Here is a 20,909-nt window from a genome sequence, read left to right as displayed (position 1 = left end):
GCGCGCGACCGGATGACAGCCCGCGGGTGGGTACGAAGGATTCGTACGCGCGAATCCCTCACGCTACGGCACCATCGACGTACGCCGCATGGCCGAAAGGACGAGACCGATCCGGTACGAGCCGGCAGTGGATCCGACCGGGTCCGGTCAGTTGGCGGTGTCGGAGATCGCCTGGCGGAACACCCGTGACCGGTGTGCGTAGTTGTCGAACCGGCCGTAGCTCGGTGCGGCCGGGGAGAGCAGCACCACTCCACCGGCCGGGGTGTGCGTACGGCCTAGGCGGACCGCCTCGACCAGGTCGTCCGCGCCGATCGTGGTGATCCCGGGCAGGTCCTTGACCATGTCGAGGATGCGCGGCCCGCTGTCCGGTACGCCGATCAGGGTGGCCTGCACGGCCTGGTCGGCGAGGAAGTCGCGCAGCGGCGCGTAGTCCACGCCACGGTCCTCCCCGCCGACGATGACGGTGAGCGGGCGGTGGGCGAACGCCTCGATGGCATGGATCGCCGACTGCGGGATGGTGGAGAGCGAGTCGTCGACGAAGGTGATCCCGGACGGGTCCTCGATCGGGGTCAACCGGTGTTCCAGGGCGGGGAACGCGGCGGCCGCGTCGCCGAGCCGGTCACGCTCCGCCACCAGGTCGACGCCCACCGACGCCAGTACGCCCAGCGCCACGCAGAGGTTCCACTCGTTGTGCCGGCCGACCAGCGGGAACGCCGACCGGGGGAAGAGCGGCTGGTCGGCGAGGTGGACCCAGGGCGTGCCGTCCGGTCCGGGTGCCACGTGGGTGGTGTCGGGGCGGCCGGCGGCCAGCAGCGGCAGTCCCGGTCGGGCGGCGAGTTGCGCGGTGAGCTGCTCGTCGTTGGCGTTGAACACCACCACACCGGGGCCGTGCTCGACGATGTTGAGCTTGTGCCGGTAGTACTCGGCTTCGCTGCCGGCCCAGTCCAGGTGCTCCGGGACCAGCGCGGTGAGCGCCACGACCTGCGGCGAGACCAGCAGGTCCGCGCACTGGTACATGGACAGCTCCAGGACGTACCGGTCGGCGGGGGGGAGTTCCAGCACGGCCGTACCGATGTTGCCGCCGATGACGTTGGGCTGGCCGACTGCGGTGAGCAGGTGACTGATCAGGACCGTGGTGGTGCTCTTGCCCTTGCTCCCGGTCACCCCGATCGTGGTGGGGGCGTGGTCGGCCATCCAGAGGGCGGTGCCGCCGGTCACCGTCACGCCGCGCTCGCGCAGCCGCATCATCCACGGGTGGGTTTCGCCGATCACCGGGGACCGGACCACGACGTCCGCGCGCAGCAGCAGGTCCAGGGCTTCCGGGCCGGTGTGCAGGGGGGCGATCTCGGCGAGCCGCCCCTCCCACGGTCGGGCCAGGAAGGTTTCCCGGTCCTGCACCGTGACCAGGTCGGCCGGGCCGACCGGGGCGATCGTGTTGACCGCGGCGACACCCTCCCGGCCGGTGCCCCAGACGGCGACGCGTCGACCACGTAGATCAGTGAGGTGCACCAGAACTCCTTCGCCCGCGAACCACGGCGGCTGCGGCCCTCGGCTCGCGTCCATACTTTAGTCCGCTCTGCCCGGTCTGCCGGCCAGGGTGAGGACAACGCCCCGACCCGGCACGCCGACCGGGCTCAACCCTGGTCGGCGTACCGTCGGTGGTCGTGGTGACCGGCCCCGAGGGCGGGGTGGCGGTCAGAGCCGGGCCAGCGCCGCCTTCAGCGGGTCGAGGCCGAGCGAGCCGAGGTTCAGCGCGTCGAGGTGGAACTGCTTCAGGTCGAAGTCGGCTCCCTTGCGCGCCTTGGCGTCGTCGCGGGCCTGGAGCCAGATCCGCTCGCCGACCTTGTACGACGGTGCCTGCCCCGGCCAACCGAGGTACCGGTTGAGCTCGAAGCGCAGGTTCTCGTCCGGGACCCGGCAGTGGGCGCGCATGAACTCCCAGCCGAGTTCGGGGGTCCACCGCTCGCCGGGGTGGAAGCCGAACGGGTTGTCCTTCGGGATCTCCAACTCGAGGTGCATGCCGATGTCGACGATCACCCGGGCGGCCCGGAACGCCTGCCCGTCGAGCATCCCGAGCTTGTCGCCCGGGTCGTCGAGGTAGCCGAGGTCGTCCATCAGCCGCTCGGAGTAGAGCGCCCAGCCCTCGCCGTGCCCGGAGGACCAGGAGAGCAGCCGCTGCCAGCGGTTGAGCAGCTCGGCGCGGACCTGGGTCTGCCCGACCTGGAGGTGGTGACCGGGTGCGCCCTCGTGGTAGACGGTGGTCACCTCGCGCCAGGTGGAGAACTCGTCGATCCCCTGCGGCACCGCCCACCACATCCGGCCGGGGCGGGAGAAGTCCTCGCTCGGACCGGTGTAGTAGATCCCGCCGTCGCTGGTCGGGGCGAGGCGGCACTCGATCCGGCGTACCTGCTCGGGGATGTCGAAGTGAGTGCCGTGCAGGTCGGCGATGGCCTTGTCGGCCAGGGCCTGCATCCAGTCGCGGAACGCCTCCTTGCCCTGGATCCGGCGGGCCGGGTCGGCGTCGAGCGCCAGGACCGCCTCGTCGACGGTCGCGCCGGGGGCGAGGATTCGCGCCGCGACACCGCGCATCTCGGCTTCGAGCCGGGCCAGTTCGTCGAAACCCCAGGCGTACGTCTCGTCGAGGTCGATCTTGGCGCCGAGGAAGTACTGCGAGGCGAGCTGGTAGCGCTCGCGTCCGGCGGCCTGCTTCTCCCGCCCACGGGGCGCCAGCTCGGTACGCAGGAACTGCCCGAACTCGGCGGTTGCCGCGGTTGCCGCCGCCGCGCCCTTGCGCAGTTCGGCGGCGAGTGCACCGTCGGCGGTCAGCCGGTCGGCCAGGCCGTGGAAGAAGTTGTCCTGGTCCGGATCGGTCCAGATGTCGCACTGCTTGGCGACTTCGATCATCTGCGCCCGGGGGCTGACGTGTCCCGCGTCGGCGGCGGTGAGCAGGGTGGTCCGGTAGTCGGTCAGCGCGGCGGCGAAGGTGTTGAGTCGGGCGGCGACGTTGCTGACCGCCTCCGTACCCTCGGTCGGCATCAGGTCGAAGACCTGGCGGATCTCGTGCAGGCCGCTGGCGATCACGTTGATCTCGCTGGCCGTCTCGCCGGAGTCGTACCGGGCGAGTTCCAGACCGAGTCGTTCCTGCATCGCGTCCTTCGCGGTGCGCTCGGACACCGAGGTCGGTTCGAGTACGTCAAGTTCGGCAAGGGTGCGCCGGTTGAGTTCGGCTTGCGCGGCGTAGCCGTCCGGCGACAGGTCGCCGAGCTGGTCGTCGTAGCCGGTGATGCCGACGAAGGTGGCGCCGACCGGGTTCAGTGGCGCCCAGTCGCTGACATAGCGGTTGGCGAGGTCATCGATTTGTCCCACGAGACGACCCTACGTGACCCACCTGCTGGCGGGTCGAGCCATTTGCGCGGCCGGTCCGACCAGGCCACCGATCGGCGATTGGCCTGGTTCGAGGTCCGGAACCCGCGCGACTTCTGTCGGTCCGGTGCGGCAGAGTGTCAGGGGTGACCACCCCTTCCGCTCCTGACAGCAACGTACGCGCCTGGCTGCCGGGTTTCCTCGCCGTTGCCGTCATCTGGGGGGCCAGCTTCCTCTTCATCAAGATCGGTGTACGCGAGCTGCACCCGCTCTACGTCACCCTCGGCCGGGCCGGCGCGGGCGCGCTGACCCTGCTCGTGGCGCTGGCGGTGCTCCGGGACCGGCTGCCCCGCGACCCGGTGCTGTGGCTGCACCTGACCGTGGTCGCGACCGTCGGGGTCGCCCTGCCGTTCACCCTCTTCGGCTACGGCGAGCAGCGGGTCTCCTCGATCCTGGCCGGCATCTGGAACGCCACCACGCCGCTGGTCGTCCTGCCGATGGCGGTGCTGGTGTTCCGTACCGAGCGGATGACCGCCCGGCGGGGGATCGGCCTGGTGCTCGGCTTCGTCGGCGTCCTGGTGGTGCTCGGCGCCTGGCAGGGACTGGGCGGGGCGCAGTTCACCGGGCAGCTCTTCTGTTTCGCCGCGGCCGTCTGTTACGGGCTCTCCATCCCGTACCAGAAGCGGTTCATCGCGGGGCGACCCGAGTCGGGCCTGGCGCTGTCGGCGGGCCAGTTGCTGGTGGCGACCGTGCTGCTCGCGATCATCGCTCCGCTGGTGGCCGGCGCGCCGCCGGCACCGACCGGCCTCTCCCCAGAGGTGATCGGCAGCGTCCTCGCGCTGGGCGCCCTCGGCACCGGCCTCGCCTTCGTGATCAATCTGCGGACGATCCGGCTCGCCGGGGCGAGCACCGCGTCGACCACGACCTACCTGATCCCGATCTTCGCGGTGCTGATCGGGGTGCTCGCGCTGGACGAGCATCTCGCCTGGTACCAGCCGGTGGGCGCGGTGATCGTGCTGCTCGGGGTCGCCGTGTCACAACGCCTGATCTTCCGGGGCCGGCGGCGCGCAGCCCCGACCAACCGGCTCCGGGACGCTGTCGAGCCGGAGATCGCCGTCGCCGAACCCGATCCGGCCGTCTCCCGCTGACCCACACGGGCCGCTTCCGGACGCTCAGCCGTCGTGGCCGGCGGTCCAGGCCAGCAGTTCGTCGGCCGCCCAGGTGTTGACCACCCGGTCGGCGGGCACCCCGCACCGGGCCGCCCGCTCGCAGCCGAACCGCTGCCAGTCGAGCTGGCCCGGTGCGTGCGCGTCGGTGTCGATCGCGAACTCGCAGCCCGCCTCGACCGCCACCCGGATCAGCCGCTTCGGCGGGTCCTGCCGCTCCGGCCGGGAGTTGATCTCCACTGCCTTGCCGTACTCGGCGCAGGCGGCGAAGACCGCGTCCGCGTCGAAGTCGCTCGGCGGGCGGGTGCGCGCCCGGTGCCCCCGGTCCCCCGGACCGGTCACCCCCGGCGGCCGACCGGCCACCATCCGGCCGGTGCAGTGCCCCAGGATGTCCAGGTGCGGGTTGGCGATCGCCGCCAGCATCCGCCGGGTCATCTTCGCCTTCTCGTCCGACAGCCCGCTGTGCACCGAACCGACCACCACGTCCAACTGGGCCAGCAGGTCGTCCTCCTGGTCCAGCGACCCGTCCGCCAGGATGTCCACCTCGATGCCGGTGAGCAGCCGGAACCCCTCCGGCAGCGCGGCGTTGATCGCCGCCACGTGTTCGAGCTGGCGCCGCAACCGGGCCGGGGTCAGCCCGTTGGCCACCTTCAACCGGGGCGAGTGGTCGGTCAGTACGAGGTACTCGTGCCCCAGATCGACAGCGGTCAGCGCCATCTCCTCGATCGGGGAACCACCGTCCGACCAGTCCGAGTGGGTGTGGCAGTCGCCCCGCAACGCATTCCGCAGGGCGGCGGTCGCCTCGTCCAGGTCGACGCCCTCGGTCGCGGTCAGCCGCCGCAGGTAGACCGGCTCCTCGCCGGCCAGCGACTCGGTCACACACCGGGCGGTGACGTCACCGACCCCGCTCAGCTCGGTCAACGTACCCGCCTGTGCCCTGGTCGCCAGCTCGTCGGCGGGGAGCGCGGCCAGGGTCGCCGCGGCCGAGCGGAACGCCCGTACCCGGTAGGTGGCCTCGTTCGCCCGCTCCAGCAGGAAGGCGATCCGGCGCAGGTCGGCGAGCGCGTCCCGAGCGGTCATCAGCTCACCGTAGCCGGCACACCGGCCACCCGTACGCTTGCGCGCCTCCGTAGCCTTGCCGAACATGAGGACGATCGACTGGGTGGACGGCGCCGTCGAGATCATCGACCAGACCGCACTGCCGGACCGGCTCACCGTACGGCGGCTGCACGGGGTCGAGGAACTGGTGGCGGCGATCCGGACCCTCGCCGTACGCGGCGCACCCGCGCTCGGTGTCGCCGGTGCGTTTGGGGTGGCGCTCGCCGCCCGGCTGCACGAGGGTGACCCGGTGGCGACGGCTGCCGCCGTACACCTGGTGGAGAACGCCCGACCGACGGCGGTGAACCTGGCCCTCGGTGCCCGCCGGGCGGCGGCGCGGCTGCCCGAAGGCCCCGACGCGGTCCTCGCCACCGCCCTCGCCGTACGCGACGAGGAGATCGCCGCCGCCGCCGCGATGGCCGAGCGCGGCGCCGACCTACTGGCCGAACTCTGCCCGCCCCGCCCCCGGATGCTCACCCACTGCAACACCGGTGCGCTCGCGGCGGTGGTCGGCGGCACCGCGCTCGGGGTGGTGATCGAGCTGCACCGGCGCGGCGGGCTCGGCGCGGTGGTGGCGAGCGAGACCCGGCCGCTGCTGCAGGGGGCCCGGTTGACGAGCTGGGAACTGGGGCAGGCCGGGATCGAGTGCCGGGTCGCGGTCGACGGCGCCGGCCCGTTCCTGATGGCCCGGGGCGAGATCGACGCGGTGATCCTCGGTGCCGACCGGATCTGCGCCAACGGGGACACCGTCAACAAGATCGGTAGTTACGCGCACGCCCTCGGCGCGCACCGTGCCGGCATCCCGTTCATCGTGGTCGCCCCGGAATCCACCGTGGACCACCACACCGCGACCGGTGCCGACGTCGAGATCGAGGACCGTGGCCCGGACGAGGTCCTCGGCTTCCGGGGCACCGCCACCGCTCCGGCCAGCGCGGGTGCGGTGAACCCGGCCTTCGACGTCACCCCGTACGACCTGATCACCGCGATCGTCACCGACCGGCGGGTGGTCAGGCCGGCGCTGGGCGAACGGGTCTGACCGCGGTCACCGTACGACGGTTCGGGGCGACCGCGAGGACCCAGCCACCGGCCCGGCCCAGTTCCAGGAGGTCGTCGATCCGGGCCGGCAGTTCCCGCGCGGTCCCCGGTCGGTACGGCCAGGCGGCGCGGGCCGCCGACGCCGGAGCGAGCCAGTCCCGCAGCGCCGCGATCGGCTCGCCCGCGTCGACCGCCGCCCGTGCCTCGTGCAGTGCCGCCAGCACCCGGTCCAGGGCCGCGCCGACCGCGGCCGCGTTCCCCCCGCACATCGCCGCGACCAGGTCCGGTCGGGTCGCCGCGACCCGGGTCCCGTCCCGGAACGAGCCGGCGGCGAGGGTGCCGGCCAACGGTTCGTCCGCCACCCCGGCGACCAGCGCCGCCGCCAGCAGGTGCGGTACGTGGCTGACCGCCGCCACCGCCCGGTCGTGCTCGGCGGCGGTGGTCGGGACCACCCGGGCGCCCAGCGGGGTGAGCAGTGCGGCCAGTTCCAGCCAGTCGGCCAGGGAGGTCCCGCGCGGTTCGAGGCAGAGCACCCACGCGCAGCCGGTGAACAGCGCCGGATCGGCGGCACCGAAACCGGAGGTTTCCCGACCGGCCATCGGGTGACCGCCGACAAAACCGGCCAACCGCTGCGGCTGCCGGTGCAGTCGTTCCTCGACCAGGGCCGCGACCGGGCCCTTGACCGAGGTGACGTCGGTGACCAGGCCGGCGTAGCCGGCGTCACGCAACTGGTCCAGCACCCCGCCGACGGCGGGCAGCGGGACCGCGAGGACCACCAGTTCCGCGCGGGCCACGGTGTCCCGGATCGTCGGCGTGACCTGCCAGCGGTGGGCCGCCGGTGCCTGGGCGGCGGCGGTCCTGGCGGTGGCCCGGGTGGCCGGGTCGGCGTCGTAACCGAGCACCCGGTGGCCGGTGGCGGCGAGTGCGCGCAGCACGGAGCCGCCGATGAGTCCGAGCCCGATAACCGCGACGTTCACGCCGCCGACTCTCGCACACCGTCCCGTTCGGCAGGGGGCAAGGCTCGCCCGGTGGTCATGGCGCTCAGGGTGCGGGCGGGCACCTGTGCTTCTGGTGCCAGGTGTTCACCTCGGCCACCGGCGAGCGGTTCGACCGGTCCCGCCACGCGTCCAGGTAACGCGCCGGCCAGATCACGCCCCGGCGGGTCCACCAGTCCTCGGTCCGGTCGCACGGCGGCGAGATGCCGAAGTGCAGGTGGCAGACGTTGTTCGCGTTGCCGGTCTTGCCGACCTTGCCGACCTGCTGGCCGGCGCGGACGCGTACTCCGGCGTCCATGCCGGCGGCCAGCTCCGACAGGTGCGAACCGTAGTAGCGGACCCCGTCGTCGCCGAGCAGTGACACCGCCTTGCCGCCGTTGAGCGGACCCTGCGGGCCGTTCTTCCTGTACTCGTCGACCCGGGTCACCTCGAGGATCTCCCCGTCGGTGACGGCGAGCACCGGCGTACCGCACGAGGCGAAGATGTCCGTGGCCGCGTACGCGGAGTGGGTCGGGTGGTAGGAGGCGTTGGCCGAGTTCACCGGGAAGACGTACCGCGAGGCGGTCGGGCTGGCCGAGGGCGTACCGGCCGGGGTGACCGACGGCGTGGCCGGGGGCGGGGCGGCGGCCACGGTGGCCGGGGTGGCGCTTCCCGGGGTGGTCGGCGAGGACCAGACCGCCGGGCGGCTCTGCGCGCAGCCGGCGGCGGCCACCCCCGCCAGCAGCAGGACAACCATCGGGTACGCCGCACGACGCCCGATCAGGCGTCGCGTACCCGTTTCGTCCCGTGCCATCCGGCCATCCTGACAGAACCGGCGCGATTCCGCCTCGCCCCCCAGCGTGGTGCGGAGCAGCCGGACGGCCCTCGGCCGGCGGGTACGCTGCGAGTCGGCGGCGTTGCTCCACCGTGACCGGTCGGGGCCCGGCCGCTGCCGAGCGGAGGAGCGAGGGTGATGGCACAACCGCCGACGATGCAACCCTGGCCCCAGGCCGGTCAGCCGGCGCGTACGCCGTCGGGTCTCTTCCCGTCCGGCCTGCCGTCGCGTCCGACCTACCGCGAGCCCCACCCGGTACGCGGATCCGCGCTCGCCAGCGGTGCCGGGTTGACGGCGGCCTGGTTTCTCCTGTTCGGGCTGCTCGGCGGTGACCTGCGCGAGTACGCGTGGTGGACCCTGCTGGCCGGGGTGGCGGCGTGGCTCGCCACGCTGTTGCTGGTCCGGTTCGGCGACCGGGGTGCCGCCGTCGGTGTGGCGATGATCACCGCGTTGGCGTGGTCGATCGCCGCTCTCGCGGTCGCGGTCCGGTGGAGTTACGCCGGATGGCCGCTCTGGTGACCATGGGTCACCGAATTGCTTCCCTCGGTACGCGATCTAGGGCGGTGGGTACCGGCTCGGTGGCACACCGCGACCGGGCTTGACGAACGCCGCGCGACTGGGCACCCTCGCCTCTATGGCCTGGACAGAGCAGCGGCTCGACCCCGAGCGCACCCGACGGCGGATACAGCTCCTCGCCGAGCTGGCCGGTGCGAAGTCGGTGCGGGAGCGGACGCAGCCGCGACGGGTTCGGGTCGACCGGCTGCGCGAGTTGATCGCCACCCGTCGCCGGTTGGCCGGCTGACCGCACCGATCCGCCCGATTCCGTCCTTCTCTTTCGGGGAGTTGCGCGGTCGAGCGCGGACCCGACCGGATACCGTCACGCGTAACAGGCAGTCGACAGTGGTGGGCGGCGGTACGCCGTGAGTTGTTGGGGGGACCGGTGTCGTACTTCGCGGCGGCCGTGGTGCGCGGCTCGGAGGGCTGGACCGCAGCCGAACTCGACCTCGGTGGTGCCGCGGACATAGACGAGGTCGCGGATCTGCTCCGCGAGGTCGATCTGGACGCCGACACCTCGCTGCTCTTTGTCGAGTCCGATGACGCCTACCTGGCCATCCTGCGCCTGGACGACGGCGAGGACCTGCGCATCTTCGGCTCCGACTCGGCGTTCGCCGAAGAGTCCCGACTCGGTGCCCTGCTGCTCGGCGACATCAAGGCACCCGCCCTGGAGATCGACGACGTGGTCGAGCCGGCGGCCCCGGCCCTGGACTCGGCCGACGAGGAGAGCGAGCAGCCGGCCGCCGACCCCGACGCCGACCCGATCGGCGACGCCGACCTCCTCGCCAACCTGGGCATCTCGGCCCACCGGCTGCTCGCCCTCTGCGCGCAGGAGCGGATGCTTCCCGCCGACGTCACCGCCGAGCTGTGCAAGGCGATCGGCTGCGGCGACGTGGTCGAGGAACTGCGCGAGGCGTGAGCGGTCCGGACGGCGCCGACCCGACGGGATCCGGCGCGGTCGGTCATCCGGGCCGGCGACAGCGCCACGAGGCGTGGATGCGCCGGGCCCTGGCGGTGGCCGCCGACGACGGCCGACCGGCGGAACTCGGCGACCCGGCCGACGACGTACCGGTCGGGGCGGTGCTCTACGGCCCGGACGGGGCCGAACTGGCCATCGGGCGCAACGAGCGGGAACGTGCAGGTGATCCGACCGCGCACGCCGAGATCCTCGCCCTGCGCCGGGCGGCGGCACTGCGCGGCGCCTGGCGGTTGGACGGCTGCACCCTGGTGGTGACCCTCGAACCCTGCACCATGTGCGCGGGCGCGTTGGTGCTGGCCCGGATCTCCACCCTGGTCTTCGGGGCCTGGGAACCGAAAACCGGCGCGGTCGGCTCGCTCTGGGACGTCGTACGCGACCGCCGGCTCAACCACCGCCCCGAGGTGTACGGCGGTGTGCTCGCCGAGGAGTCCGCCGCGCTCCTGCGCTCCTTCTTCCGCTGACCGGTCCCGCACCCACACCGGCTGTGCACAGGCCTGTGGATAACTGTGGATCGTTGCTGCACCGTTGTGCACACTCTGTGGATAACGGTGGATCAGTTGTGGATATCGCCTGTGGATATCCACAACGCCGTACCGAGGTGAGGTGCCGGTGGCCCGTGGCTCAGAGGGTGGCTGACTCCGGGCGGAGGAGGGCCTGGCCGACCGCCTTGGCGCCGTCGGTCCACGGGGTCGGGCGCAGCGTCGCCGGGTCGAGCCGGACGATCGCCCGCCGCCCCTCGGCGTGCACGGTCGCACCGTCGGCGGAGAGCAGGCGGAAGCCGTACTCGGCGCTGGTGGTGCCGAAGCTCTCGAACCAGAAGTGCGCCAGGACCGGGCCGGTCCCCCGGATCGGGGTACGGAAACTGATCGACAGCTCCCGTACGGCGTGGAAGACGTCCGGGGCGGTGAGCCGCCCGTTCTCGAAGGAGAACCCGCGCTCGGCCCAGTACGGGGTGAGCCCCCGCTCCAGCAGTACGGCGTACTTGGCGTTGTGGACGATGCCCATCATGTCCAGGTCGTCGAAGTGCACCCAGACCGGTTCGGCGTGACCGAACGGGACGTGGGGCGGGGTGATGGTGCCGTTGGCGCTGGTCATGTCGATCCTTCGGGTAGCAGGTCCGGTTCGGGGCAGAGGGCGCGCAGCCGGTCGAGCACCGCTTGCCGGGAGTACTGGTAACTGGGTTCGGAGGGCATCAACCGGGACTGCAGGGCCGCGGCGAGACCGAGTGCCTCGATCTCGTACGCGAGTTGCCCGACGTCGGTGTGTGCGGCGAGTTCACCGGCGGTCACGGCCTCGGTGGCGAGCCGCCGGACCAGGACGAGCCATTCGTCGAGGCACGCGGCCAACCGGTCGCGGACCGGGCCGGGGTGCACGTTGTACTCGAACTCGGCGTTGGCGAAGAAGCAGGCGCCGGGAAGTGTGCCGTCGCCGTAGTAGGTCAGCCGGGCGTCGTGCAGGGCCCAGAGCCGGCGTACGCCCCGGGGTGCCCGCAGCGCAGGCATGATCACCTGCTCGATCACCAGGTCGCGGGCCCGTTCGACGGTGGCGAGTTGCAGCTCCTCCTTGGAGCGCCAGTGTGCGAACAGGCCGGACTTGCTGACACCGAGCCGGTCGGCGAGCTGACCGAGGGAGAGGCCGTCGAGCCCGGCCTCGGTCGCCAGGGCCACGGCGGTGTCGAGCACCATGGTCCGGGTGCGTTCGCCCCGGACCACTCGACCGTCGACCGTCATGCGGGTGAGCGTACAACTAAACGACCGATCGGTCTTATAGTTTCACCGGGTCGGCAGGGTGACGCTCACCACCAGGCCACCGCCGTCGCGCGGCCGGGCATCGACCGACCCGCCATGTGCCCGGGCCACCGCCCGCACGATCGACAGGCCCAGCCCGAACCCGCGCCCCCCACCGAGCCGCTCACCGCGCAGCCGCCGGAACGGCTGGAAAATCGTCTCGATCTCGTACCCCGGCACCACCGGCCCGGTGTTGCTCACCACCAGCGTCGGCCGCCCGTCGACCAACCCGGTACGCACCGACACCCAACCGCCGGCCGGCAGGTTGTGCCGCAGCGCGTTCTCCACCAGATTCGAGGTCAGCCGCTCCAGCAGCACCGCGTCCCCCGAGGTCGGTGCCGGTGCGAGTTCCCGCACCGCCTCCCGGGCGAGTGCCCTGGTCGGATCCGGTTCGGCCCCCTCGGCCGCCTGCTGGTTGAGCACGTGCGCGGCCACCTCGGCCAGGTCGAACGACGTACGGTCGGTCAGCTCGCTCTCCGAGTCGGCGAGCGTCAGCAGCCCCTCGATCAGCCGCTCGTGCCGCTCGTTCACCGCCAACAGCGACTCACCGAGCTGCCGTACGTCGGCCGAGGCACCCGGACGGGTCACCGCCAACTCCACCAGCGCCCGGTTCAACGCCAACGGCGTACGCAACTCGTGCGAGGCGTTCGCGACGAACCGGCGCTGACCGTCGAACGACCGGTCCAACCGTTCCAGCATCAGGTCGAAGGTGTCCGCGAGTTCGCGTACCTCGTCCTGCGGACCGCGCAGCGCGATCCGCTCGTGCAGCCCACGCCCGGCGGTGTTCGCGCCGGCGATCCGCCGGGCGGTGCCGGTGATCTGGTGCAGCGGCTGCAACGCCCGACCGGCGACCAGCCAACCGAAGGCGATCGCCGCGGCGGAGACCACGGCCAGCGCGATCCCGCCCTGGGTCAGCAACGAGTCCAGGGCGTTCTGCTTCACGTCCTCCTGGAGTTCCCGGACGAAAATCCGCAGCGCCTCGGCGTTCTGCGTACCGAGGCCGGTCCTGGGGATCTCGGTGACCGGCTTGGTCAACGCCACCCCGAGCGGCTCCGGCATCCGCTGCTCCACCAGGACGTACGTCACCGCCAGCAGGACCATGCCGGCGAGCAGGAACAACCCGCCGTAGACCAGGGTGAGCCGGGCCCGGATCGTGGTCCGCTTCATCAGTCGTCGCCTCACGAGATCTGGTACCCCACTCCCGGCACCGTCTCGACCACCTGCGGGTCGCCGAGCTTGCGGCGCAGCTTCATCACGGTCACCCGGACCACGTTCGTGAACGGGTCGATGTGCTCGTCCCACGCCCGTTCCAGCAGATCCTCGGCGGAGACCACCGCCCCGTCGGCCCGCATCAGCTCGGCCAGGACCGCGAACTCCTTGCGGGACAGAGCCACGTACCGGCCGTCGCGGTAGACCTCGTGCCGGCCCGGGTCGACCACGATCCCGGCCCGGCTCAACCTCGGCGGTGCCGCCGGACGGGCCCGCCGGGTCAGCGCGTGCACCCTGGCCGAGAGTTCCACCAGGGCGAACGGCTTGGTCAGGTAGTCGTCGGCGCCGAGCGACAACCCGGCCACCCGTTCCCGTACGGCCGCCGCGGCGGTCAGCATCAGGACCCGGCTCGCCCCGCCACCGGCGACGATCGACCGGCACACGTCGTCGCCGTGGATCACCGGCAGGTCGCGGTCCAGGACCACCACGTCGTACTCGTTCACGCCCAGGCGTTCCAGGGCGGAGCCACCGTCGTACACGACGTCGACGGCGAACGCCTCCCGTCGCAGCCACTCGGCGATCGCGTCCGCCAACAGGCTCTCGTCCTCGACCACCAGCACTCGCATCGGTCCATGGTGACTCGGTCCCGGATAACGCCACCGTTAACGCCGACGCTTACGCCCTGGATACCGCCGTTGCGGTCGACTTGTCGGCAACGGTCACCCCGCTTCCGGGGGTGGCACGGGTCGGCGACCGGCGCCGGCCTCTCCGAGGAAGGAAGTGTGCAGATGCGCCGACAACCGGTCACCGGCCTGCTGGTCCTGCCCGCGTTACTCGCCCTGGCGTTGGCCGGGTGCGGCACCTCCGCCGAGGGCGACGGCGTGGCCACCGCCGGCGGTGCTGCCGGCGCCGGGCCGACCGCCTCGGCCAGCGCCGCCGCCTTCGACGACGCCGACCGGCAGTTGAAGTTCGCCCAGTGCATGCGGGAGAACGGGGTCGACATGCCGGACCCCGATCCGGCCGCGCCGGGCCAGGTACGGATCAACGGCGGCAGCGACCCGGACAAGGCGCAGGCGGCGATGGAGAAGTGCCGCGAGTTCCTGCCCAACGGTGGCGAGGGGCGCAAGCTCGACCCCGAGCAGGCGGAGAACATGCGCAAGATGGCGCAGTGCATGCGGGAGAACGGGATACCCGACTTCCCCGATCCCGGCCCCGACGGTCTGCTCAAAATCGACAAGAGCCTGCTCGGCGGTAAGGGCCTGGACGACCCGACCCTGAAGGCCGCGATGGAGAAGTGCAAGCAGTTCGCACCGAAGATCGCCGGGACCGGCAAGTGACGGCCGATTCCGTTGCCGCCCCGGCGCCCGTCCGGCGTCGCCGTCCGCGTACCGGCGCGGCGTTGGTCACCGCCGCCGTCGTCGTCGCCGTCGGTGCCGGCGGCGCGGCCGCGATCGGCTTCGGCGGGCGTGATCCGGGTACGGCCACAGCCAGCCCCCTGCCACCGGCAACCGCCCAGGTGACCCGGCAGACCCTGGTCGACGCGCAGACCGTCGACGGGGAACTCGGGTACGGCACCACGCGTACCGCCGCTGCCCGGCGCGGCGGGACCCTCACCTGGTTGGCCCCGACCGGTGGCACCGTCAAACTCGGCCAGCCCCTGTACGCGGTCGACAACGGCAAGGTGGTGCTGCTGCACGGGGGGCTGCCGGCGTACCGGACGTTGCGGTCCGGGGTGGAGGGGGCCGACGTGAAACAGTTCGAACAGAACCTGTCCGCGCTCGGCTACTCCGGCTTCACCGTCGACGACGAGTACACCGGCAGCACCGCCGACGCGGTCCGGGACTGGCAGGAGGACCTCGGCCGCGACGACACCGGCCGGGTCGAACCGTCGGACATCGTCTACGCCGACGCGGACGTACGCGTCGAGGGGCACGAGGCGTCGACCGGCGACACCGTCCAGCCCGGGAAGTCGGTGCTCACCTACAGCGGCACGAACCGGCTGGTCACCGTCGACCTCGACATCGACGACCAGCGGCTGGCGAAGAAGGACACCACAGTCGGGGTGACGCTGCCCGACGGGAAGCAGCTCGACGGGCGGATCACCGACGTCGCGACCGTGATCGAGACCGGAAGCGGCGGGACCGGGCAGACCGAACCGGAGACCGTCATCGAGGTCACCGTGACGGTCGCCGACCCGAAGGCGCTGGCCGCGTACGACCAGGCGTCGGTCAAGGTCGCGTTCACCGCCGACGAACGCGCGGACGTACTGACCGTGCCGGTGGCGGCGCTGCTGGCACTCGCCGAGGGCGGGTACGGCGTGGAGGTGGTCGACGGTGGGCGTACCCGGATCGTCGCGGTCAGCACCGGCCTGTTCGCCAGCGGACGGGTGGAGGTCGCAGGCGACGGGCTGACCGAGGGCCTGACGGTCGGGGTGCCGGCATGACGGCCGGCGCAGTCGCGCCCGACGCGCCGCCGGTGGTCGCGTTGGAGCAGGTCAGCAAGGTCTACCCGGGCGGGGTGGCGGCCCTGCGCGGCGTGACCCTGACCATCGGGCGGGGTGAACTGGTGGCGATCGTCGGGCCGTCCGGGTCCGGAAAGTCGACCATGCTGCACCTGATCGGCACCCTCGACCAACCATCGTCGGGCACCGTACGCATCGACGGCCATAACACCGGCGAACTCAACGACCGGGAACTTTCCGCGCTGCGGTCCAGCCGGATCGGGTTCGTGTTCCAGCAGTTCCACCTGGCTGCGGGCGTACCGGTGGTGGAGAACGTGGCGGACGGGCTGCTGTATGCCGGCGTACCCCTGGGTGAACGACGCCGACGGGCGGCGGCCGCGCTGCACCGGGTCGGCCTGGACCACCGACTCGACCACCGGCCGCACGAACTCTCCGGCGGCGAACGGCAACGGGTCGCCATCGCCCGCGCGGTCGTCGGGGACCCGCCGCTGCTGCTCGCCGACGAACCCACCGGCAACCTCGACTCCGTCTCCGGCGCCGGGGTCCTCGACCTGCTGCAGGAGCTGAACCGGGCCGGCACCACCGTCATCGTGATCACCCACGACCGGGAGATCGCGGCGAGCCTGCCCCGCCAGGTACGGATGCGCGACGGCCTGATCGTCGAGCCGACCGCCGCCGATTTCGTCGGGGGGACCAGGTGAGGCGCGGGCCTGACCGGCTCGTGCCGGCCCGGCTGCGACCGCGTGACATCGTCCGGGTCGGTGGCGTCGGCCTGCGTACCCGGCCGCTGCGGGCGTTCCTCTCCGCGCTCGGCATCGCCATCGGGATCGCGGCGATGGTCGCCGTCGTCGGCATCTCGTCGTCGTCACGGGCCGAACTCGACCGCACCCTCGCCGCGCTCGGCACGAACCTGCTCACCGTCTCGTCCGGCAAGTCCCTCTTCGGCGACGACGCGCAGTTGCCCGAGGAGTCGCCAACGATGATCGCCCGGATCGGCCCGGTCGAACGGGTCGCCGCGACCGCCCAACTCCCCGACGCCAAGGTGTTCCGCAGCGATCGGATCCCGCCCGCCCAGACCGGGGGCATCGGCGTACGGGCGGCGAACCTCGAACTGCTCGACACCGTCGGCGCGGAAACGGTCAGCGGCACCTGGCTCAACCCGGCCACCGCCCGCTACCCGGCCGTGGTGCTCGGCGCCACCGCCGCCCACCGCCTCGGCCTCGCCACCGCCGGTACGGACACCCAGATCCAGGTCGGCGGTCGCTGGTTCACCGTCATCGGCATCCTCGCCCCGGTGCCCCTCGCCCCGGAACTGGACCTCTCCGCGCTGATCGGCTGGGACGCCGCGACGACGTACCTCGGTTTCGACGGGCACCCGACCACGGTCTACAGCCGCTCGACCGAACCCTCCGTCGAGGCCGTACGCGCTGTCCTCGGGGCGACGGCGAATCCGGAGGCGCCGAACGAGGTGGAGGTGTCCCGCCCGTCGGAGGCGCTGTCCGCCGCACGCGCCACCGACCAGGCGTTCACCGGGCTCCTGCTCGGCCTCGGCGCGGTGGCGTTGCTGGTCGGCGGGGTCGGGGTGGCGAACACGATGGTGATCTCGGTGCTCGAACGGCAGCCCGAGATCGGGCTGCGACGCTCGCTCGGGGCGACCCGGGGGCAGATCCGTACCCAGTTCCTCACCGAGTCGCTGCTGCTCTCCGCCCTCGGCGGGGCGGGCGGAGTCCTGCTCGGCACGGCGGTCACGTCCGGGTACGCCCTGCTCCAGTCCTGGCCCACCGTCGTACCGATCTGGGCGACCGCGGGCGGCGTCGGAGCGACCCTGGTCATCGGCGCCCTCGCCGGCCTCTACCCGGCCATCCGCGCCGCCCACCTCCCCCCGACGGAGGCACTCGCCACCCCCTGAGGACGGCTCCCCGGTGCGGCGGCTCATTGGTCCCGTCCCGGCAGGGCCGGTGGTCCGTAACAGACCTCCGGCTCGTGCCGGGGCGGGACCGTTGTCCTCAATGCCGGTCAGACCCGGCCGAGGTCAGTTGTCGTCCGGGCCCTCGGTGGACGGCGGGATCTCCCGGACGACCGCCACCGGGCAGCGGCTGTGATGCAGCAGTTGCTGGCTGACCGAGCCGAGCAGCAGCCCGCCGAACCCGCCGTGCCCTCGGGATCCGACAACCACCAACTGCGCGTTGCGACTGGCGTTGACCAGGGCCCGACCGGGGGTGTCGGCGACAACCTCGGTGGTCACGGCAACCTCCGGGTGCTTCTGCCGCCAGTTCACCAGCAGGTCGTCGAGGGCGGCCCGCTCGGCGTTGGTGACCGCCACCGGGTTGTAGGCGACCGGGACGTACTGCGGTGGCGGCGGGGTCCAGGCGGCGATCACGTGCAGCGGCACCTCCCACTCCATGGCCAGGTCGAAGGCGTACCCGAGCGCCAGCAACGAGCACTGGGAACCGTCGAACCCGACGACGATCCGTCGCCCCGAATCCTCCGGGTCGGGCTCGACGCCCCGGACCACCACAACCGGGCAGTGCGCGTGTGCGGCCACGGCAACGCTGGTCGAGCCGACGAGCAGGTCGGCGAAGCCGCCGTGGCCACGGTTGCCGACCACGAGCAGGGCCGCCTGCCGGGACTGCTCGGCCAGCGCCACGGCCGGCGGACCGTCGAGCAGGACGGCGGAGACCGCCACGTCCGCCCGCGACTTGGCGGCCTCGGCGGCGGCAGCGACGACCATGGCCTGCGCGTCGCGGCGCGCGGTCAGGTCCGACCAGTTCGCCACCTCGGGTACGACCGGAGCCGTGACGTTGAACCACTCGAACGAATAGGCCAGCAGTACGGAACGGTGGGCGCGGGCGGCCTCGTCCACCGCCCAGGCAAGTGCGGCCCAGGCGGACGGGGATCCGTCGTAGCCGACGAGGATCGGTCGGGTGGTCATCACAGTCTCCTTCGACTGGGCAGGTCGAACTCGGGGCTGCCACGGACTCCAGGTCTTGGCGTCCGTGGAAAACCTCAGCTCGCTAACCACAGTCAACTTCCGCCCACCACGTACGCAGAAGGGTCTTTCGACCCGTACGCGCCGCCACAGGTCCCCGGAGCTGTTCTGCCCCTAGCTGCGGTAGGAGTCGGTGACGATCAGGCGATGGCGGTGTCGAGGGCGATCTCGACCATCTGGCCGAAGGTCTGCTCCCGCTCCTGCGAGGTGGTCTTCTCACCGGTCTTGATGTGGTCGCTGACGGTCAGCACGGTCAGGGCGCGGGCCTTGTAGCGGGCCGCGATCGTGTAGAGCGCCGCCGACTCCATCTCCACGGCGAGTACGCCGTACAGGGCGAGGGCGTCGTAGAGGTCCGGACGATCGGTGTAGAAGGCGTCCGCCGCCAGGACCGGTCCGACCCGCATGCTGATGCCGCGCCGCTCGGCCACCTCCACCGCCGTACGCAGCAGCCCGAAGTCGGCCACCGGGGCGTAGTCGATCAGCCCGTCGAACCGCACCCGGTTCATGTTCGAGTCGGTCGAGGACCCGCTCGCCGCCAGCACGTCACGGAGTTGCAGGTCCTCGCTGAGCGCCCCGCAGGACCCGACCCGGATCAGCGTCTTCACGCCGTACTCGTTGATCAGCTCGTGGGCGTAGATCGAGGCGGACGGCATGCCCATGCCGGAGCCCTGCACCGACACCTCGACCCCGGACCAGGTACCGGTGTACCCGTACATGCCCCGGACCGAGGAGTAACACCTCGCATCCTCGAGGTAGGTCTCCGCGATCCACTTGGCCCGCAGGGGGTCACCCGGCATCAGGACCCGCTCGGCGATCTCGCCCGGCTGTGCGCCGATGTGCGTACTCATGGCTGATGATCCTGCCAGGTCCGGCTGAGCCATACCGCCGTGACGGGCACGCCGGGCGTCCGGTACCCTTCTCGGCGGTGGCGTGTCCGAGTGGCCTAAGGAGCACGCCTCGAAAGCGTGTGAGGGGGTAACCCCTCCGCGGGTTCAAATCCCGCCGCCACCGCCAGCAGACAGGCGAAACGCCCGGCAAGTCCGCAAGGACGAACCGGGCGTTTCGCCGTTCCAAGATCGCTAGTCTCAATCGTCGTCTCAATCGAGCTTGAGACCTGCTGCTGCACTGCCGGTCCTTCTGGCGAACCGTCGGGTGCGGCGCGGCTGTTAGGCACCTCGGGTGTCGCTGACCCGATCACCGTTGTAGGCGCCAATGCGGCGCACCGCATCGCTCGGCCAGGCATGGGATCGGACGTACGTAGGCCAGATTCCGAAAGAGCAGGATGTCGTCGCTCTGTGTGGGGCTTGGTCTGGCAACGTCACCTCGGCATAGGTGATTCCACGGGGAGCAAGCAGTGCTTGACGAGGTGTTTTCGTCCGGTGGGCAACCTTGATAGTTCGGGCGCGGGATACGAAGACGGCCCCTCCGAGGTGAGCGGAGGGGCCGTTACCCAGGGGGTACCCGCGTGACCGGATGGACCCAACAGGGTGCTACGTAGCAGCTCAGGACAGGGTTGTGCCCATCGAGCTGGCGACCTGATTATCGCACGAACTGACCTGTGAGCCAAAGCATGTTGGGATTAGTCCCGGGAATCCTAATCAGATTTTCATGTCAATGGGTCGCAAATCATCGGGGTAATTCGACATGTGCTGGTTTCGGCGGAGTCTGTAACGACCACACCTTAGTTAAGCCGCAACCTTGCTGTCGCGGTCAATCTAGTATCGCGCGAGCCGGCGCGTTGGTGACGTCAAGGTTTCCGGTATAGGAATTGGAGTTGTAATTATGGTCACCTGGGCCAAGTCTGACGCGACCCTTGGTGAGGAGTGTCGACATCCATGGGCGTGTATGAATCTACATTTGAGTGTGGGACCGTATCAAGACGATACGACTGTATCGCTTGGATATGTTCAGCTCCCTGGCCAGCAAGGATCCTTGTTTCTGTGTTACTTCGCCGTCGAGTCTGTCGGAGCCCGACCGCTACGAGCGGAACATCCCTGTGTCTGAGTCAGGGACGGTTCTGGCACTGTTCATGCGTGAACTGTTCATGCGTGAACAGTTCCAGCTAAGGGCTGGCCTCCGAGGTCGAGAAGAGTGCTTGGCTTGCTGCTGCGCAACCGTGCCGCCTGACTAGCCGTTTAAACGCCACCGGCACCTGATCGTGGGCGTTTAAACGCGTCTGCGCATCCGCGTCGGAAGACTTGGTCGCGGGGTAACTTGCATTGAGGACTCGACGTGGTACACCATTACAGCGGTTCGCAGGAGGGGCGTAGCGGAAGGTGAGCCGTTGCGCCGAGTTCCTCGGTGACCGGCAATATCCGCGTGACCGGACCCGAGGGGGTGAAAAGTTAGTGACGAGCTGCATTGACCTGCGGGTACGGCTGGACCGAACGATTGTGGTTCAGATCTTGATCCTGGTCGTCGTAGTGACGGGCGGTATCGCGCTGGTGTAGTCCAGCTT

Annotated in this window: 21 protein-coding genes and 1 tRNA gene; 11 read left to right on the top strand and 11 right to left on the bottom strand. The window is 71.1% G+C overall.

Annotated features, from left to right (window positions below):
• Positions 1-147 precede the first annotated feature (147 nt).
• Together murD and OIE47_RS12730 are read right to left on the bottom strand one after the other, a co-directional pair.
• Positions 148-1,509 carry a UDP-N-acetylmuramoyl-L-alanine--D-glutamate ligase gene (gene murD, locus OIE47_RS12735; protein ID WP_326561704.1) on the bottom strand — a complete coding sequence of 454 codons (1,362 nt, stop codon included), beginning with the start codon at positions 1,507-1,509 and terminating at the stop codon, positions 148-150.
• A gap of 186 nt (positions 1,510-1,695) precedes the next feature.
• A complete protein-coding gene (locus tag OIE47_RS12730) occupies positions 1,696-3,366 on the bottom strand; it encodes a DUF885 domain-containing protein (RefSeq protein WP_326561703.1) in 1,671 nt (556 codons plus the stop codon).
• A gap of 143 nt (positions 3,367-3,509) precedes the next feature.
• Between OIE47_RS12730 and OIE47_RS12725 the strand changes: the two genes are divergently transcribed.
• Positions 3,510-4,511, top strand: a complete 1,002-nt coding sequence (locus tag OIE47_RS12725) for a DMT family transporter (RefSeq protein ID WP_326561702.1) — start codon at positions 3,510-3,512, stop codon at positions 4,509-4,511.
• 24 nt (positions 4,512-4,535) lie between these two features.
• Here OIE47_RS12725 and OIE47_RS12720 read toward each other — a convergent pair whose 3' ends face one another.
• Positions 4,536-5,609: a PHP domain-containing protein gene (locus tag OIE47_RS12720; RefSeq protein WP_326561701.1), complete on the bottom strand. Its 1,074-nt coding sequence runs from the start codon at positions 5,607-5,609 to the stop codon at positions 4,536-4,538.
• 64 nt (positions 5,610-5,673) lie between these two features.
• On the opposite strand from OIE47_RS12720, the gene mtnA reads away from it, so the two are divergent.
• Positions 5,674-6,663: an S-methyl-5-thioribose-1-phosphate isomerase gene (gene mtnA, locus OIE47_RS12715; RefSeq protein ID WP_326561700.1), complete on the top strand. Its 990-nt coding sequence runs from the start codon at positions 5,674-5,676 to the stop codon at positions 6,661-6,663.
• Here mtnA and OIE47_RS12710 read toward each other — a convergent pair.
• On the bottom strand, positions 6,635-7,639 hold the full coding sequence (locus tag OIE47_RS12710; protein WP_326561699.1) for a prephenate dehydrogenase: 1,005 nt from the start codon (positions 7,637-7,639) through the stop codon (positions 6,635-6,637). The genes mtnA and OIE47_RS12710 overlap by 29 nt on opposite strands.
• Positions 7,640-7,703: 64 nt before the next feature.
• Positions 7,704-8,450 carry a M23 family metallopeptidase gene (locus OIE47_RS12705; RefSeq protein ID WP_326561698.1) on the bottom strand — a complete coding sequence of 249 codons (747 nt, stop codon included), beginning with the start codon at positions 8,448-8,450 and terminating at the stop codon, positions 7,704-7,706.
• Positions 8,451-8,609: 159 nt separating this feature from the next.
• Here OIE47_RS12705 and OIE47_RS12700 point away from each other — a divergent pair, with 159 nt between their 5' ends.
• The 4 genes from OIE47_RS12700 to OIE47_RS12685 all read left to right on the top strand — a co-directional run bounded on the left by OIE47_RS12700 (position 8,610) and on the right by OIE47_RS12685 (position 10,466).
• On the top strand, positions 8,610-8,990 hold the full coding sequence (locus tag OIE47_RS12700) for a hypothetical protein (RefSeq protein ID WP_326561697.1): 381 nt from the start codon (positions 8,610-8,612) through the stop codon (positions 8,988-8,990).
• Positions 8,991-9,105: 115 nt separating this feature from the next.
• A complete protein-coding gene (locus OIE47_RS12695) occupies positions 9,106-9,273 on the top strand; it encodes a hypothetical protein (protein ID WP_326561696.1) in 168 nt (55 codons plus the stop codon).
• A gap of 138 nt (positions 9,274-9,411) precedes the next feature.
• Positions 9,412-9,945 (top strand): tRNA adenosine deaminase-associated protein, encoded by a 534-nt coding sequence (locus OIE47_RS12690; RefSeq protein ID WP_326561695.1) that lies wholly within the window; start codon positions 9,412-9,414, stop codon positions 9,943-9,945.
• The gene (locus OIE47_RS12685) at positions 9,942-10,466 is read left to right on the top strand and encodes a nucleoside deaminase (RefSeq protein WP_326561694.1); all 525 of its coding nucleotides are present in this window, start codon (positions 9,942-9,944) and stop codon (positions 10,464-10,466) included. The genes OIE47_RS12690 and OIE47_RS12685 overlap by 4 nt, the downstream gene beginning before the upstream one ends.
• Positions 10,467-10,626: 160 nt before the next feature.
• On the opposite strand, the gene OIE47_RS12680 is transcribed toward OIE47_RS12685, so the two are convergent.
• The 4 genes from OIE47_RS12680 to OIE47_RS12665 are packed head-to-tail and all read right to left on the bottom strand — an operon-like array spanning position 10,627 to position 13,627.
• A complete protein-coding gene (locus tag OIE47_RS12680) occupies positions 10,627-11,100 on the bottom strand; it encodes an acyl-CoA thioesterase (protein WP_326561693.1) in 474 nt (157 codons plus the stop codon).
• Entirely contained in the window at positions 11,097-11,735 is a 639-nt protein-coding gene (locus OIE47_RS12675) for a TetR/AcrR family transcriptional regulator (protein WP_326561692.1), read from the bottom strand. Before OIE47_RS12675 ends, OIE47_RS12680 begins: the two co-directional genes overlap by 4 nt.
• Positions 11,736-11,777: 42 nt before the next feature.
• On the bottom strand, positions 11,778-12,959 hold the full coding sequence (locus OIE47_RS12670; protein WP_326561691.1) for a sensor histidine kinase: 1,182 nt from the start codon (positions 12,957-12,959) through the stop codon (positions 11,778-11,780).
• 11 nt (positions 12,960-12,970) lie between these two features.
• Entirely contained in the window at positions 12,971-13,627 is a 657-nt protein-coding gene (locus OIE47_RS12665) for a response regulator transcription factor (RefSeq protein ID WP_326561690.1), read from the bottom strand.
• 162 nt (positions 13,628-13,789) lie between these two features.
• Here OIE47_RS12665 and OIE47_RS12660 point away from each other — a divergent pair, with 162 nt between their 5' ends.
• The 4 genes from OIE47_RS12660 (at position 13,790) to OIE47_RS12645 (ending at position 17,371) form a co-directional block, all read left to right on the top strand.
• Complete coding sequence (locus OIE47_RS12660) at positions 13,790-14,338, top strand: hypothetical protein (RefSeq protein ID WP_326561689.1); 549 nt, start codon at positions 13,790-13,792, stop codon at positions 14,336-14,338.
• Positions 14,339-14,400: 62 nt separating this feature from the next.
• Entirely contained in the window at positions 14,401-15,444 is a 1,044-nt protein-coding gene (locus OIE47_RS12655) for a peptidoglycan-binding protein (protein ID WP_442792149.1), read from the top strand.
• A complete protein-coding gene (locus OIE47_RS12650; protein WP_442792084.1) occupies positions 15,441-16,163 on the top strand; it encodes an ABC transporter ATP-binding protein in 723 nt (240 codons plus the stop codon). The genes OIE47_RS12655 and OIE47_RS12650 overlap by 4 nt, the downstream gene beginning before the upstream one ends.
• Positions 16,160-17,371, top strand: coding sequence for an ABC transporter permease (locus OIE47_RS12645; protein WP_326561687.1), 1,212 nt, complete (start codon positions 16,160-16,162; stop codon positions 17,369-17,371). Before OIE47_RS12650 ends, OIE47_RS12645 begins: the two co-directional genes overlap by 4 nt.
• Positions 17,372-17,494: 123 nt before the next feature.
• Here the strand turns inward: OIE47_RS12645 and OIE47_RS12640 are convergent, their stop codons facing one another.
• A complete protein-coding gene (locus tag OIE47_RS12640) occupies positions 17,495-18,394 on the bottom strand; it encodes a universal stress protein (RefSeq protein ID WP_326561686.1) in 900 nt (299 codons plus the stop codon).
• 197 nt (positions 18,395-18,591) lie between these two features.
• Complete coding sequence (gene deoD / locus OIE47_RS12635) at positions 18,592-19,299, bottom strand: purine-nucleoside phosphorylase (protein ID WP_326561685.1); 708 nt, start codon at positions 19,297-19,299, stop codon at positions 18,592-18,594.
• A gap of 76 nt (positions 19,300-19,375) precedes the next feature.
• Between deoD and OIE47_RS12630 the strand changes: the two genes are divergently transcribed.
• A tRNA-Ser gene (locus OIE47_RS12630) sits at positions 19,376-19,465 on the top strand.
• Positions 19,466-20,909: the final 1,444 nt, after the last annotated feature.

Origin of the sequence: Micromonospora sp. NBC_01796 (assembly GCF_035917455.1) — a bacterium.
In the GTDB taxonomy this organism is placed as follows: domain Bacteria; phylum Actinomycetota; class Actinomycetes; order Mycobacteriales; family Micromonosporaceae; genus Micromonospora_G.
Note: the sequence above shows the minus strand (reverse complement) of the source record. Positions and strands in the feature narration are given on the sequence as shown.